The 12,172-nt window shown below is 72.1% G+C and carries 13 protein-coding genes; 3 read left to right on the top strand and 10 right to left on the bottom strand.

Annotated features, from left to right (window positions below; translation table 11 throughout):
* Positions 1–566 precede the first annotated feature (566 nt).
* The 9 genes from ABZ193_RS27850 to ABZ193_RS27810 all read right to left on the bottom strand — a co-directional run bounded on the left by ABZ193_RS27850 (position 567) and on the right by ABZ193_RS27810 (position 8,454).
* Entirely contained in the window at positions 567–1,394 is an 828-nt protein-coding gene (locus ABZ193_RS27850; protein WP_020420795.1) for an ABC transporter permease, read from the bottom strand.
* Between the two features lie 58 nt (positions 1,395–1,452).
* Positions 1,453–2,256 carry an ABC transporter permease gene (locus ABZ193_RS27845; RefSeq protein ID WP_020420794.1) on the bottom strand — a complete coding sequence of 268 codons (804 nt, stop codon included), beginning with the start codon at positions 2,254–2,256 and terminating at the stop codon, positions 1,453–1,455.
* The gene (locus ABZ193_RS27840) at positions 2,256–3,167 is read right to left on the bottom strand and encodes an ABC transporter ATP-binding protein (protein WP_051123608.1); all 912 of its coding nucleotides are present in this window, start codon (positions 3,165–3,167) and stop codon (positions 2,256–2,258) included. Before ABZ193_RS27840 ends, ABZ193_RS27845 begins: the two co-directional genes overlap by 1 nt.
* 56 nt (positions 3,168–3,223) lie before the next feature.
* The gene (locus ABZ193_RS27835) at positions 3,224–3,979 is read right to left on the bottom strand and encodes an IclR family transcriptional regulator (protein WP_237337357.1); all 756 of its coding nucleotides are present in this window, start codon (positions 3,977–3,979) and stop codon (positions 3,224–3,226) included.
* Between the two features lie 69 nt (positions 3,980–4,048).
* A complete protein-coding gene (gene ndk / locus ABZ193_RS27830) occupies positions 4,049–4,459 on the bottom strand; it encodes a nucleoside-diphosphate kinase (RefSeq protein WP_017987723.1) in 411 nt (136 codons plus the stop codon).
* A gap of 54 nt (positions 4,460–4,513) precedes the next feature.
* Positions 4,514–6,055 (bottom strand): alkaline phosphatase D family protein, encoded by a 1,542-nt coding sequence (locus ABZ193_RS27825; protein ID WP_354712056.1) that lies wholly within the window; start codon positions 6,053–6,055, stop codon positions 4,514–4,516.
* 61 nt (positions 6,056–6,116) lie between these two features.
* Complete coding sequence (locus ABZ193_RS27820) at positions 6,117–6,482, bottom strand: DUF4260 family protein (protein ID WP_354712055.1); 366 nt, start codon at positions 6,480–6,482, stop codon at positions 6,117–6,119.
* Between the two features lie 113 nt (positions 6,483–6,595).
* Positions 6,596–6,988, bottom strand: a complete 393-nt coding sequence (locus tag ABZ193_RS27815) for a DUF4233 domain-containing protein (protein ID WP_017987720.1) — start codon at positions 6,986–6,988, stop codon at positions 6,596–6,598.
* Positions 6,985–8,454 carry a folylpolyglutamate synthase/dihydrofolate synthase family protein gene (locus ABZ193_RS27810; protein WP_308191167.1) on the bottom strand — a complete coding sequence of 490 codons (1,470 nt, stop codon included), beginning with the start codon at positions 8,452–8,454 and terminating at the stop codon, positions 6,985–6,987. The genes ABZ193_RS27815 and ABZ193_RS27810 overlap by 4 nt, the downstream gene beginning before the upstream one ends.
* Positions 8,455–8,527: 73 nt before the next feature.
* Between ABZ193_RS27810 and ABZ193_RS27805 the strand changes: the two genes are divergently transcribed.
* Positions 8,528–9,121, top strand: a complete 594-nt coding sequence (locus ABZ193_RS27805; RefSeq protein WP_237337360.1) for a class I SAM-dependent methyltransferase — start codon at positions 8,528–8,530, stop codon at positions 9,119–9,121.
* Here the strand turns inward: ABZ193_RS27805 and ABZ193_RS27800 are convergent.
* Positions 9,109–9,384, bottom strand: coding sequence for a DUF2277 domain-containing protein (locus ABZ193_RS27800; protein WP_017987717.1), 276 nt, complete (start codon positions 9,382–9,384; stop codon positions 9,109–9,111). The two genes, ABZ193_RS27805 and ABZ193_RS27800, sit on opposite strands and share 13 nt — an antisense overlap.
* Before the next feature lie 71 nt (positions 9,385–9,455).
* Between ABZ193_RS27800 and ABZ193_RS27795 the strand changes: the two genes are divergently transcribed.
* Both ABZ193_RS27795 and ABZ193_RS27790 read left to right on the top strand, forming a co-directional pair.
* Positions 9,456–10,676, top strand: coding sequence for an amidase (locus ABZ193_RS27795; RefSeq protein ID WP_237337361.1), 1,221 nt, complete (start codon positions 9,456–9,458; stop codon positions 10,674–10,676).
* Positions 10,673–11,839 carry an acyl-CoA dehydrogenase family protein gene (locus ABZ193_RS27790; protein ID WP_020420785.1) on the top strand — a complete coding sequence of 389 codons (1,167 nt, stop codon included), beginning with the start codon at positions 10,673–10,675 and terminating at the stop codon, positions 11,837–11,839. Before ABZ193_RS27795 ends, ABZ193_RS27790 begins: the two co-directional genes overlap by 4 nt.
* The last annotated feature ends 333 nt before the right edge of the window (positions 11,840–12,172 follow it).

Here is a 12,172-nt window from a genome sequence, read left to right as displayed (position 1 = left end):
GGGGATGTGGTTGGGCATGCCGGGGTGCGAGGTGGTCCGGCGCTTCCACGCGACTGCGGGCGCGGGAGCAGCCCGCTGTGGCGGTGGGCCGTGCTCCAGATGCCCGGAGGGCGCCATCGGGTAGACGATGTGGCCGACCAGGCCCGGGCGCAAAGGTGGCCCCGCGCTTCCGCGAGACAGCGGGCGCGGGCTGACGCGGGTTGGCGCCCGTTGACGGTGGGGCACGCCCGAACGGGCGCGGCCGGTGCCGCGCCCGGCGGGCCACCACCTCACCCGGCACGAGTCAGCGCAGGAGCAGCCCGCTGAGGCGGCGGGCCGCTCCCGACGGGCACCGCACCCCTATGAGGCGATGTGGCCGATCATGCCGAGGGGCGAGGTGGCCCGGCGCTTCCGCGCGACAGGCGCACGAACAGCCGGCCGAGGCGGCGAGCCGCGCTCCGGATGCCCGACCGCGCCATCGAGTAGGCGACGTGACCGACCGTGCCGGAATGCAAGGCGACCCGAGGCGGTGGCAACAGGCGCGGCCGGGTGCCGTGCCCGGCGGGCTACCCCTCACAGAGCACGGGTCAGCGCAGGAGCAGCCCGCTGAGGCGGCGGGCCGCGCCCCAGATGCCGAGCACCGCCAGCGCCACCAGGTACGCGACGTGGCCGATCATGCCCGGGTGCAGGGCGCCGACGGCGAACTCGCGCATCAGCTGGATCCCGTGGTAGAGCGGTGAGCACTGCACCAGCACCTGCAGCGGCCCCGGGTAGACCGACAGCGGGTAGAACGTCGTGGAGAACAGGAACATCGGGACGACGGCCAGCTGGATGTAGTCGAACTGGGACGTCGAGCGGAGGAAGGTCGCGCAGGCCATGCCGATCGCGGCGAAGGCCAGCGCGATCAGCAGCGCGACCGGGATCAGCAGCAGCGCCCACGGCGAGGTGACCAGGCCCATCGCGGCCATCACGGCGAAGAACGCGACCGAGTAGAGCCCGCCGCGCAGGACGGCCCACGAGATCTCGCCGATCGCGATGTCCAGCGGGCCGATCGGGGTGGCCAGCATCGCGTCGTAGGTCTTGGCGTAACGGAACTTGAAGAACACGTTGAACGTGCTGTCGAAGACGGCGCCGTTCATGGCGGACGAGGCGAGCAGGGCGGGCGCGACGAACGCGACGTAGCTCATCGGCTGCCCGTCCGGTCCGATGGCGTCACCGACGAGCCTGCCGAAGCCGATCTGGAACGCGACGAGGTAGAACAGCGGCTCCAGCACGCCGGACGCGAAGACCAGCCACATGCGTGAGTAGGCCAGGATCGAGCGCTCGACGAGCTTGCTGGCGCGGCCGGCGTACAGGCCGGGCGGCAGAACGCGGAGAAGGACGCCGCGGCGCGGGGTTTCGCTGAGTGTGGTCATCGGGGCCCTCGCGTGGTCGGCCGGAGTCGGGTGGTCCGCAGGGAGCAGGCGGGCATGGTCACACCACCAGACGGCGGTAGAAGTAGTGGCGCGCCAGCAGCGCCCCCACGGTGAACAGGGCCGCCAGGAACGCCAGGTGGCCGAGCGCGGGCAGCAGCTCCAGGCCGCCGAGGGTGACGCCCCGCGCGAGTTCGTTGCCGTGCCACAGCGGGGAGATCCAGGCGAGCCAGCGCAGCGCCACCGGGATCTGCTCGATCGGGAAGAACGTCCCTGCGAACAACGTCATCGGCATCACCACGAACCGGAACACGGCGTTGAACCGGACGCCCTCGTCGTACGTCGTCGCGGCGAGGGCCGTCACCGGCGCGGCGCACGCCAGGCCGGTCACGGCGCCGACCAGCACGACCAGCACCGCCCCGGCGTTCAGCCACGCCCCGAACGGCACCGCGATCAGGGCGTACACCGCGCCGGACAGCAACAGCCGCAACGTCACCCAGATCAGGTGCCCGCCGAGCACCTGCCCCGGCGTGACCGGCGTCGCCGTGACGGCCAGGTAGTCCTTCTGCCACTTGAACCCGGACAGCACCGGGTACGTCGACTCCCCCACCGCGTTCTGCATCGCCGCCGACACCAGCAGCGCGGGCGCGATGTAGTGCACATAGGACAGTCCGCCGGTGGCCGGCCCGGCCTGCACCTGCGAGCCGAAGCCGAGCCCCATCGCCAGCAGGAACAACAGCGGCTGCAGGCCGGTGGAGTACACATTGGACTTCCAGTACCGGCGGTACCACGCCCAGTAACCCTCGACACGCAACCACGCGCCCTGCCACGCCGGGACGACCCGGCCCGTCGACGAAACGCTCATCAGTCCACCAGCGTCCGACCGGTCAGACGCAGGAACACGTCCTCCAGCGTGCTCCGCCGCACCAGCGACGACAGCGGCCGCACCCCGCGCTGGTGCACCTGCTCCAGCGCCGACTCGCCCGCCGCGGTGTAGAGCAGCAGGCGGTCGGGCAGCACCTCGACCCGGTCGGCCAGGTCGGCCACCCGGTCCGCCGGCGCCTCCTCCCCCGGCGCGAACCGCAGCTCCACCACCTCGCGGGTGGAGTACCGCAGGATCAGCTCGGCTGGCGAGCCCTCGGCCACGATCCGGCCGCCGTCCATGACCACGAGCCGGTCGCACAGCTGCTCGGCCTCGTCCATGTAGTGGGTCGTGATGATCAGCGTGACGCCCTGCGCCTTCAGGCGGAACAGCCTGTCCCACAACAGGTGCCGCGCCTGCGGGTCCAGCCCGGTGGTCGGCTCGTCGAGCAGCAGCAGCTCGGGATCGTTGACCAGGGCACGGGCGATGGTCAGCCGCCGTTTCATGCCGCCGGACAACGGCTCCACCTCGTCCTCGGCCCGGTCGGACAGCTGCGCGAACTCCATCAGCTCGACCGCCTTGCGGCGCACGTGCGCCCTGGACAGTCCGAAGTAGCGGCCGTACACGTGCAGGTTCTGCCGCACCGTCAGCTCGTTGTCGAGGTTGTCCTGCTGCGGCACGACACCGAGCCGGGCGCGGATGCGGGGGCCCTCGACGTTCGGGTCCATGCCGAGGACCTTCAGGTCCCCGTCGGACCGCGGCGACACCGACGCGATCATCCGCATCGTCGACGACTTCCCGGCGCCGTTGGGCCCGAGGAAGCCGAACGCCTCCCCACGCCGGACCTCGACGTCGATCCCCCGCACCGCTTCGAAGTCGCCGAAGCGCTTCACCAGCGCCTTGGCCTGCACCATGCTCGGTTCGTCCACACCCAGCACAGTACGACCGGGCACCGACAGTTTCGATCGGTTTACGGCGCGGCCAGCTCCCGCGTCAGCGCGGACGCCGCGGTCCGCACCGCGGGCGCTAGCCGTTCCACGTCGAGGCGCTCGGCGCTGCCGGTGATCGACACGGCCGCGATCAGCCTGCGCCGCCGGTCGTACACCGGCGCGGCCACCGCGGCGACCCCGACCTCGGCCTCCTCGTGGTTGACCCCGTACCCGCGCTCCACGGCCCGGTCCAGCTCCCGCCGCAGCAACCCGGGCGCGACGATCGTGCGCGGCGTCTTGCGGGCCAGCCCGGCCTCGGTCACGCGTCGGAAGTACTCCGGCGGCCCGAGCGCGAGGAAGACCTTGCCGGTCGCGGTGCAGTGCACCGGCATCCGGCCGCCGACGCGCGAGCGGATGGGGGTCGAGCGGTGACCGGTGACCTTCTCCAGGAACAACGTGTGACCGCCGTCGGGCACCGCGAGGTGGATGTTCTCGTGCGTGGCCTCGTACAGGTCCTGCAGGTACGGCAGCGCCGCTTCGCGCAGTTCACGCCGCCGCGGCACGCGCTGGCCGAGTTCGAAGAGCTTCATCCCGAGCCGGTAGGAGGCGCCGTGACGTTCCAGCCCGCCCCAGCGGACGAGTTCGGCGATCATCCGGTGGGCGGTGGCCTTCGGCAGGCCAGTGCGGGCGGACAGTTCGGCCAGGGAGAGTTCGACGTCGGCGGGCTCGAACGCGTCCAGCAACACCAGGCCGCGCGCCAGCACCGACTTCGGGACATCGCCATCGCCTGCGGCCATGCCCCAGATGGTAATTCCCGCGAGGGGCTCCCGGTAAGGATCAATCCCACCGGGAGCCCCCGCGGTTGCTCAGAGGTCCGGGAACCAGAGCTTCAGCTCGCGCTCGGCCGACTCGGGCGAGTCCGAGCCGTGCACCAGGTTGAACTGGGTCTCCAGGCCGTAGTCCCCGCGCAGCGTGCCCGGGGTGGCCTTCTCCACCGGGTCGGTGCCGCCGGCCAGCTGGCGGAAGGCCGCGATGGCCCGCACGCCCTCCACCGCGATCGCGACGACCGGGCCGGAGGTGATGAACTCCAGCAGGTCGCCGAAGAACGGCTTGTCCTTGTGCTCGGCGTAGTGCTCCTCGGCGACCGAACGCTCGACGGTGCGCAGCTCCAGCGCGGCCAGCTTCAGCCCCTTGCGCTCGATGCGCGAGATGACCTCGCCGACGAGGCCGCGCTGTACGCCGTCGGGCTTGACCAGAACCAGCGTGCGTTCACTCACGACTGTGTTTCTCCTTAATCACGTGCACGGATTGCCCGAAGCCTACTGGCCTGGTCAGCGCTGCGGTTCCAGGGTGGTCGACCACAGCGAGGCGCCCGTGCCGTCACGGAGATCGACTCGCAGCTCACCCGAGCGGCCGTCGATGTTGATTTCGCCGAAGTGCTGGAAACCGGCCATCGGCGAAGTGTTCGCGGCGGGCGGGGCGTGCACGAAAACGGCCTGCGGGCCGAAGGTCGGGTCGAGCGTGTTCGGGCCGAACGCGCCAGCGTGCAGCGGGCCGGAAACGAATTCCCAGAACGGGTCGAAATCCTGGACCGCGGCGCGGTCCGGCGAATAGTGGTGTGCCGCGGTGTAGTGCACGTCCGCGGTCAGCCACACGGTGTTGCGCACCTTTCGCTTCGCCAGTTCCCGGAGCACCCACGCGATTTCGCTCTCGCGGCCGGCGGGCGCGCCGGGGAGGTTGTTGGCCACGCCCTCGATACCGGTGGAGCCGTCCGGCACGGCGAGCCCGATGGGCAGGTCGGCCTGGACGATCTTCCACGTCGCGCGGCTGCGGGACAGCCCGTCGACGAGCCACTTCGCCTGCTTCTCGCCGAGGATCTGCCCGGGCTTCGTGGGGTCCGCGGTGTTGGCGTCCTTGTAGGTCCGCATGTCCAGCACGAACACCTCCAGCCGCGAGCCGTAGGTGAAGCTGCGGTACACGCGGCCGTCGACCGCCTGGCGAGGGTCGATCGGCTGCCACTCGTGGAACGCCTGGAACGCCCGCGCGGCCAGCACGTCGACGCGCTTTTCGGTGTACTGCGGCAGGTCCAGGATCTCGCCCGGGTACCAGTTGTTGGTCACCTCGTGGTCGTCCCACTGGACGTAGCTGGGCACGGCGGCGGTGAACGCGCGCACGTTCGCGTCGAGCATGTTGTAGGCGAACTGGCCGCGGTACTCGTCGAGCGTCTCGGCGACCTTCGTCTTCTCCGGGGTCACGATGTTGCGCCAGACGCGGCCGTCGGGCAGCGTGACCGTCTCGGTGAGCGGGCCGTCGGCGTAGACCGTGTCGCCGCTGTGCAGGAACAGGTCCGGCTTGCGGGCGAGCATCGCGGCGTAGGCGGTCATGCCGCCGATGTCCGGGTTGATGCCCCAGCCCTGGCCAGCCACGTCGCCGGACCAGGTCAGGCGCACGTCGCTGCGGCCGACCGGCGCCGTCTTGAAGGTGCCGGTCAGCGGTTCGCTGGTGGCCCGTCCGTCGAGCGATTCCGCGGTGACCCGGTAGTGCAGTTCGGTGCCCGGCGCGAGCGCGGAGATCCGCAGCTTGCCGGTGCCGCCGGTGTCCGGGGTCAGCAGCGGGCCGCGGACGGTCCGCGCGTGCCGGAACGACGGGTCGCGGGAGACCTCGACGATCATGCGGGACGGCCGGTCGGCACGGGTCCAGACCAGTGCCGAGTTCGGGGTCACGTCGCCGGACTGGATGCCGTGCGTCAGGACGGGGCGGTCCTTGCGGACGAGGGCGGCGTTCGCGAAGGGGCTGCCGAGGACGCCTGCGGCGAGGACACCGGCGCCGACGAGGCCGGTTCTGAGGGCGGAGCGGCGGGTCTGTTCGGTCATGCCGGAGTTCTATGCGGGCTCGGGGGCCGACGGGCCAACTCCGGCTGTCCGGACGGTGAACTCACGCGGTGGCGCGCTGCCTGCCGTCGGCCGTGCGCAGACCGTAACCGAAGGCGCGGTCCACGACGATGTGCGCGAGCCAGGCCAGTCCGAGCGTGAAGGCGGCGGGGCTCGCGACGAAGCTGAAGACCACAAGCAGGACCACCGGACCCGCCCAGTGGTGGGCGGCGTTGTAGAACGGCACCACGCGGCGCGGCAGCACGCCCCGCTCCGCCTGCGGCGCGCCGATCCCGGCCAGGAACGTCAGGTCCGGCCCGATCAGGCCGAGCAGCAGGGCGCCGACGGTCCAGCCGCCGTGCTTGACAGCCTCGAACACGGCGAACGCGAGCAGGAAGATGCCGGCGACGGCCCAGGCGGTGCGCTTCATGGGAACACTCCTCCGAGATCGGTTGTCCATTTCGAGAGCAGTGCTCTCACAAAGGCAAGCATGACCCGGCCGAGTGCCCTTGTCAAGAGCACTGCTCTCTGTTCGGATCGCCGCTACTGCTGCTGGCTGGGCAGACGGCCCTCGGCCATGCGCCGGGCCACGTCGTTGCGCAGCCACAGCGCCCACAGCCAGAACGCGAGGAACAGCAGGCCGATGACGCCGATCGCCACCGTGTCGACGAAGTACGCCACCAGCGCGACCTGCAGCACCAGGATCGCCGGCACCGCCCAGCGCCGCTTCAGCACGCCGCACAGCAGCACGTGCAGCACGGCGATCACGATGATCCCCCAGCCCGCGAGGGTGCCGATGCCGCCGCCGAGGTTCGCGATCACCGGCAGCGCCAGTCCGACCGTGATGGCCTCGCAGATCAGCGTCCCGGCCATCACGCCGCGGAAGGACTTCATGGGGTCCTTCGCCGGGGGCCGGACCGTCTTCTCCTCGCTCACGCGGGCTCCTTCCCGAACAACGTCCGCGCGTCCCCGACCGTGACGACGGAGCCCGTGATCAGCACACCGCCACCGGCCAGCGGTTCGCCGCCGTCGCTCTCCTCGACCAGCGCGACCGCGGTCTCCACCGCCGCGTCCAGGCTGGGCTCGGCGACCACCCGGTCCTCCCCGAACACCGCCAGCGCCAGTTCGTTCAGCTCGTCCAGCGGCATCGCGCGGGGCGAGCTGTTCTTGGTGACCACGACGTCGGAGACCACCGGCTCGAGCGCCTCCAGCACGCCGCGCACGTCCTTGTCCTCGAGCACCCCGATGACCGCGGCCAGCCTGCGGAACGCGAACTCCTCCTCGATCGCGGTGGCCAGCGCCCGCGCGCCGTGCGGGTTGTGGGCCGCGTCCAGCAGCACCGTCGGCGCGGCGCGCACGGGCTCCAGGCGGCCCGGGATCTCCACCGCCGCGAACGCCTCGCGCACGGCCTCGATGTCGAGCCGCCTGTCCTTGCCCGCGCCGAAGAACGCCTCGACCGCGGCCAGCGCCAGCAGCGCGTTGTTCGCCTGGTGCACGCCGTGCAGGGGCAGGAAGATCTCGTCGTAGACGCCGCCGAGGCCCTGCAGGCTCAGCATCTGCCCGCCGACCGCGATCTCGCGCCGCAGCACACCGAACTCGCTGCCCGCGCGCGCGACCGTGGCGTCCACCTCGACGGTTCGCTCCAGCAGCACGCGCTGCGCGTCGGGCTCCTGCTCGGCGAGGATCGCGACGCTGCCCGGCTTGATGATCCCGGCCTTCTCGCCGGCGATGCCGCCGAGGTCGCTGCCCAGGTAGTCGGTGTGGTCGAGGCCGATCGGCGTGATGACCGCGACCTGCCCGTCGGCGACGTTGGTGGCGTCCCACCTGCCGCCCATGCCGGTCTCGATCACCGCGGCGTCGACCGGCGCGTCCGCGAACGCGGCGAACGCCATGCCGGTGAGCACCTCGAACTTGCTCATCTTCGGGCCGCCCGCGTTGTCCACCATGCCGATGTAGGGCGCGATGTCGCGGTAGATGTCGACGTACTTCGACGCCGCGATCGGGGCGCCGTCGACGGCGATCCGCTCGGTGACCAGCTGCAGGTGCGGGCTGGTGTAGCGGCCGACGCGCAGCCCGAGGCGGGACAGCAGCGCGTCGATCATGCGGGTGACCGAGCCCTTGCCGTTGGTGCCCGCGACGTGGATGACGGGGTAGGTCTTCTGCGGGTCGCCCAGCACGGTCATCAGCGCGGCGATGCGGTCGAGCGACGGCTCGATCTTCGTCTCCGGCCAGCGCTGGTTCAGCTCGGCCTCGACGCGCAGCAGCTCACGGCGGGCCTGGCGCTCGATCTCCTCCAGGTCGACCGGGTCGATCTCGGCCGGGTCGTCGGGCAGGGGCCCGGCGACGAAGTTGCCCCCGCTGGACAGCTCCGCCGGGTACTCCTCGTCCTCGCCCGATGTCACGCGTTCTCCCTCTTCGGCCGGGGTTGACTACCCGGCCGAGTCTACTTTCGCGGGTCCTGGCAGGTTGGGCTGCATGCCGTTCGACCACAACCACGCCTACCACCGGTTGCTGCTGCGGCACGTGCCCGCCGGGGCGCGCACCGCGCTGGACGTGGGGTGCGGCGCGGGACGGTTCACCCGGAAGCTGGCCGCGGCGGGTCTGTCGGTCGAGGGGATCGACCCGTCCGCGGAGGTCATCGCCGCGGCGCGGGCGCTCGGCCCCGGCATCACCTATCGGACCGAGGACGTCACGACGGCGGAGCTGGGCCGCTACGACTTCATCTCGTGCCTGGCCTCGCTGCACCACGTGCCGTTCGAGACGGTGACGAAGCTGCGGGCGGCGCTCAACCCCGGCGGGGTGCTGGCGGTGCTCGGGCTGGCCAAGCCGCGCTCGCTCGCGGACTGGGCGATGTGGGGCCTGCTCGCGCCGCCGGTCAACCTGGCGGCGCGCCTGGTCGTGGCGGCGGGCGAGCACCTCAACGGCGGCCCGGACCCGGTCTCGAAGGCGCCGGTGCGCGACTGGGACACGACGATGACGCAGGTGCGACGCGACTCGGCGCGGCTGCTGCCCGGATCGAGCGTGCGGCCGCTGCTGTTCTTCCGCTACCTGCTGCTCTACCGCGCCTGACGCGCGGCGATTCGCGCGCGCACCTCGGGCCGCCGCAGCGGGGGGACCGTCGTGGGTGGCTGGCGGCGCGCGGGCAGCTCGCCGAGCAGCCGCGTGGTGATCTCGGCGATCTCCGCGACCGCCCGTTCGAACGGCTCGCGCGTGGCGTCGGACAGGGTCTGCACCCCGGTCACCTTGCGCACGTACTGGCGCGCGGCGGCCTCGATCTCCTCCGCCGTCGCCGACGGCTCCAGCCCGCGGAGCACCGTGATGTTTCGGCACATGTGGCCGAGACTACGCGCGCCGCGCCCTCGACGGGGTCACACTGATCGGGCAAGCTCTCGGGAAAGTCCCCGTGCACGAGGAGGTGTGCGCGCTGTCGACCGACTTCGGCGCCTATGTCGAGCGCTTTCCCCTACCGGAAACCGGAATCCCCTTCGCGGTCAAGGACTTCCTCGACGTGGCGGGCCAGACGACGCGCAACGGCACGCCCGGGCTGGGGCACCACCTCGCGGCCGAGGACGCCGAAGTGGTCGCCCGGCTGCGCGCCGCCGGTTACGTCCCTGTCGCTCGCACCACGGTGCCGGAACTGGCGTGGTCGGTCCGCACGCCCGGCTGCCGCAACCCGTGGGCGCCGGACCGGGACGCGGGCGGGTCGAGCGGCGGCTCGGCGGTCGCGGTCGCCACCGGGGACGTGCCGGTCGCACTGGGCACCGACACCGGAGGCTCGATCCGCATCCCGGCCGCGCTGTGCGGGGTCGCCGGGCTGCGGCCGACGCACGGCACCGTGCCGGTGCGCGGGGTGACTCCGCTCGTGCCGTCGATGGACACCGTCGGGCCGATCGCGCGGACCGCGGCGGACTGCCTCACCGTGCACCGGATCCTGGCCGGCGACGGCGAACCCGCACCGGACACGGTCGAGGGTCTGCGCCTGGGCTGGCCGGAGCACCTGTGGCGCGGCAAGATCGACCCCGACGTGCTGGAAGTGGTCGAGTCGGCCGCAGGCACCCTCCGCGCGGCCGGCGTGGAGATCGTGCCGGTCGAGCTGCCGCTGGGCGCCCGGCACGCACGCTCGGCCGGGTTCACGACGATGCTGTACGAGTCCGCCCAGCAGTGGTGGCAGGCCTACTCCGACGACCCGTCCGGCTTGCGTGGCCGCGCGATCGGGCAGCTCAAGGCGGGCATCGAGGTGAGCCGGGACGACTACGACGCCGCCCGCGCCCGCGCCGCCGAGATCGCCGGCGAGGTGGACGCGGTGTTCACCGAGGTCGACGCCCTGTTGATGCCCACCTTGCCGGTCACCGCCGCGCCCACCGACACCGACACGGTCGAGCTCGGCGGGCGAGCGGAGTCACTCGAGAACGCCTACTACCGGCTGACCGCACTAGCCTCCGTCAGCGGGCATCCCGCGCTGACGGTCCCGGCCGGGCTGACCGGCGCCGGTCTCCCGGCCGGCGCCCAGCTCGTCGGGCCACGGCGGCAGGAAGCCCTGCTCTGCCTGCTCGGCGGAGTGATCGAAGCCGGTCCACCCGCCCGCGCCCTGGCACGGGCCCGCACAGGAAGAACGCCGTCATGACGAAGCCCGACCCCCGTGACCTGCTCGGCATCCGCGACCTGCTGAACGAGGAGGAGCGCGAGATCGCGGACACGGTGCGGACCTTCGTCCGCAAGGAGGTCGCCGACCACGCCGGCCAGTGGTTCGAGGACGCGACCTTCCCGAGGCACCTGGTCGGGCAGCTCGGCGAGATGGGCCTGCTCGGCATGCACCTCACCGGGTACGGCTGCGCGGGCACCAGCGCCACCGCGTACGGCCTGGCGTGCCTGGAGCTGGAGGCGGGCGACAGCGGGCTGCGCAGCTTCGTGTCCGTGCAGGGCTCGCTGGCGATGTTCCCGATCTGGAAGTACGGCTCGGACGAGCAGAAGGACCGCTGGCTGCCGGCCATGGCGCGCGGCGAGGCGATCGGCTGCTTCGGCCTCACCGAGCCCGACCGCGGGTCCGACCCCGGCGACATGCGCACGTTCGCCAAGCGCGACGGCGGCGACTGGATCCTCAACGGGTCCAAGATGTGGATCACCAACGGCACCCTCGCCGACGTCGCCGTGGTGTGGGCGCGCACCGACGAGGGCGTGCGCGGGTTCGTGGTGCCGACGGACACGCCGGGGTTCACCGCGCGGGAGATCAAGCACAAGCTGTCGCTGCGGATGTCCGCGACGGCCGAGCTGTCGTTCGACGACCTGCGCCTGCCCGGCGACGCGGTGCTGCCCGGCGTGACCGGGCTGAAGGGGCCGCTGTCCTGCCTGTCGGAGGCGCGGTTCGGCATCCTGTTCGGCGCGCTCGGCGCGGCCCGCACCTGCTACGAGGCCGCACTCGACTACGCGTCGACACGTGAGCAGTTCGGCCGCCCGATCGGTGGGTTCCAGCTGACGCAGCAGAAGCTCGTCGGGATGGCGCTGGAGCTGAACAAGGGCATGCTGCTCGCGGTGCACCTCGGGCGCCGCAAGGACGCCGGCGAGCTGCCGCCCGAGCTGGTCAGCTTCGGCAAGCTGAACAACGTGCGCACCGCGATCGACATCGCCCGCACGGCGCGCACGATCCTGGCCGCGAACGGGATCAGCCTGGAGTACCCGGTGCTGCGGCACGCGAACAACCTGGAGAGCGTGCTGACGTACGAGGGCACGGAGGAGATCCACACGCTCGTGCTCGGGCAGCTGCTGACCGGGCAGAGCGCCTACCGCTGAGCCGGCGTGGCCCGGCCGGGGAGCGCGTCGGGCTCGCGCAGAGCGCTTTCTCGCGCCGCCGGCCCGGCACGAGAAGGCGCGTGGTCCCCGGTGGACGCCGAGGAACTCGCCGCTCAGGCCGAGCACCGGTCGGCCGACGACAGCCACCGCGAGCCCCGGCACCGCGTCTGGCCGGGCGCGAGAATGCCCACGGTCCCCGCCAGGCAGAGCGCCTACCGCAGAGCCGACGCGGCCCGGCCGGCGAGCGCGTCGGGCTCACGCAGTGCGCCTTCTCGTGCCGCCGGCCGGGCACGGTGGTGCGCGACTTGGTGATCTACCGTCGGCTCTACCGGG

This window comes from Amycolatopsis sp. NPDC006125 (assembly GCF_040614195.1).
GTDB classification, from domain to species: Bacteria; Actinomycetota; Actinomycetes; order Mycobacteriales; family Pseudonocardiaceae; genus Amycolatopsis_E; species Amycolatopsis_E tucumanensis.
This window is presented reverse-complemented; position numbering and strand designations above follow the sequence as displayed.

Bases quoted from the DNA above. Each gene is read 5' to 3' on its own strand.
- ABZ193_RS27840 (WP_051123608.1), bottom strand. From the start codon at position 3,167: ATGGTGCAGGCCAAGGCGCTGGTGAAGCGCTTCGGCGACTTCGAAGCG.
- ABZ193_RS27800 (WP_017987717.1), bottom strand. From the start codon at position 9,384: ATGTGCCGAAACATCACGGTGCTCCGCGGGCTGGAGCCGTCGGCGACG.
- ABZ193_RS27790 (WP_020420785.1), top strand. From the start codon at position 10,673: ATGACGAAGCCCGACCCCCGTGACCTGCTCGGCATCCGCGACCTGCTG.
- ABZ193_RS27835 (WP_237337357.1), bottom strand. From the start codon at position 3,979: ATGGCCGCAGGCGATGGCGATGTCCCGAAGTCGGTGCTGGCGCGCGGC.
- ABZ193_RS27845 (WP_020420794.1), bottom strand. From the start codon at position 2,256: ATGAGCGTTTCGTCGACGGGCCGGGTCGTCCCGGCGTGGCAGGGCGCG.
- ABZ193_RS27850 (WP_020420795.1), bottom strand. From the start codon at position 1,394: ATGACCACACTCAGCGAAACCCCGCGCCGCGGCGTCCTTCTCCGCGTT.
- ABZ193_RS27820 (WP_354712055.1), bottom strand. From the start codon at position 6,482: ATGAAGCGCACCGCCTGGGCCGTCGCCGGCATCTTCCTGCTCGCGTTC.
- ABZ193_RS27825 (WP_354712056.1), bottom strand. From the start codon at position 6,055: ATGACCGAACAGACCCGCCGCTCCGCCCTCAGAACCGGCCTCGTCGGC.
- ABZ193_RS27805 (WP_237337360.1), top strand. From the start codon at position 8,528: ATGCCGTTCGACCACAACCACGCCTACCACCGGTTGCTGCTGCGGCAC.